General features: G+C 45.6%; 1 protein-coding gene and 2 pseudogenes. All 3 read right to left on the reverse strand.

What is annotated here, in order from left to right; translation table 11 throughout:
• Positions 1-908: pseudogene (locus ACFIK6_RS09710) on the reverse strand (hemagglutinin repeat-containing protein); the annotation flags it as partial.
• A gap of 93 nt (positions 909-1001) precedes the next feature.
• Complete coding sequence (locus ACFIK6_RS09715) at positions 1002-1406, reverse strand: hypothetical protein (RefSeq protein WP_375639946.1); 405 nt, start codon at positions 1404-1406, stop codon at positions 1002-1004.
• Positions 1403-1623: pseudogene (locus ACFIK6_RS09720) on the reverse strand (filamentous hemagglutinin); the annotation flags it as partial. The pseudogene ACFIK6_RS09720 and the gene ACFIK6_RS09715, both read right to left, overlap by 4 nt.

Genomic DNA, 1623 nt, shown 5'->3' on the forward strand with positions numbered 1-1623 from the left:
TGCCCCATCGCCCTCTGTCCAGTTGTATCAGTAAGGATGATAGTCCCATCGCTGATAGCAGATTTGGTTTCCCCTTCCGCTGCATCCTTAGCTTTTCCATGACTTAAAGCATTTTTAGCAATATTTTTTATGATGCCATATTTCCCCTGTTGCAAAGCATCGCCACCAGAAATGCTAAACCCATGGCTGCTGGCTTTAGCATGGGCACTGTTGCTGATATCACTGGTGCTAATGCTTCCAGTGGTCAGACTGTTTTTGTCCGCCGGCGCGGTGCTGGAAATAAGTCCTCCGGTCAGGGTTGTTTTGTCTTTAACGTTGATCTTAAAGCCGCCATCACCAGCTTTGATGCCTGATTGCTCCACAACACTATGATAATCGCTGGAGGATTTATCCTTTTGGAAAGAGGCGCTCATGGAGCCCCCACCACCCGTTTGTCCAGCACCAAACCCAACAGAAACAGAGTTTTGCTTACTGGAACTTTGTCCCGTATCACTGCGGCTGGTAATGGCAAAATCACCCCCTACTTCCATTTCTACACGCTCTCCAGAAACCACGGCGCCTGCCAATGTGGTATTTCCCTGACTTATGGTATGAACAGTGCCAGTGCCTATAATATGGCTGTTTTTGTGATGCACTTCCTCACTAGAACCTTCCCCTTGACTAAAAGCAGCACTGCCCGTTGCCCCTGCGCCACCCGTGCCATAACCGGTGCCAACACTCATTGAAGCACTTTCACTGCTGTTTTGTGTGCTTTGCGTGTTTTGTGCACTTTCAAAGGTGATATCTTTACCTGCTTCCATGGTGATGTTCCCGCTCTGTGCATCATTTTCCAGCACATAGATTGGATTGGTACCAGCGATAATATCAGCGCCAACACTATGGATGCTGCCTTCGTGGGCATACATGTCTTCTGGCATTCAATAGTGAGACAGAGGAAACAATCGCGCCATTCCAAGCGAAGGCAAGGATGGCGGATTGTTGGTCATTACAAACAACAAGACTTAAGGATAGCATTCATATTGTTCTGGATGCTTTTTACAAAACGGGCTATTTAAGCGCTTCTTGACACTGCGCTGTGGAACAACAGCGCCTGGACGACAAATGGGAAGGTTTTCCGCTTTATGATTTCCACACCAGCCTCCCCCCACATCATATTTATAGCGAAATCCCGCTTGGAGCATGCAAGCATCAATGGTTGCATTTGCATTATTACTGAGCTTTCTACTTTCTGGATCCTTATCATAAGGTGTTGGCATTCCACATTCTAACAAGGCTTTTCCTATCTCCGTAAAATCTGCTCCTGGCTTTTCCCATGCCCCTATAGAAGATATGGGAGTTTTATTAAACTGGCACCCAGCTATACTCAATAGAGTTATCGCACTTAATAATTTTAAGATTTGTTTCATTTTTTACTCCATGATTTACTTGAAGGAACTTGTTCAAGATGAGATGAGCCGTAAAATATGTTGCACATACGCCCCGCATCTCCAAGACAAGTATGGGAACTTATGGGATTCATGGTCACTCTCCACCATTCTGTCCACCAGTTACTGCCAGCAGGTATTGTCTCATAAGTATAGCCATTACCGCCAATAATTCTGCTTACAAAGTCATATCTATTCC

Origin of the sequence: Bartonella sp. AS69XJJH, assembly GCF_042195585.1 — a bacterium.
Taxonomy (GTDB): domain Bacteria; phylum Pseudomonadota; class Alphaproteobacteria; order Rhizobiales; family Rhizobiaceae; genus Bartonella.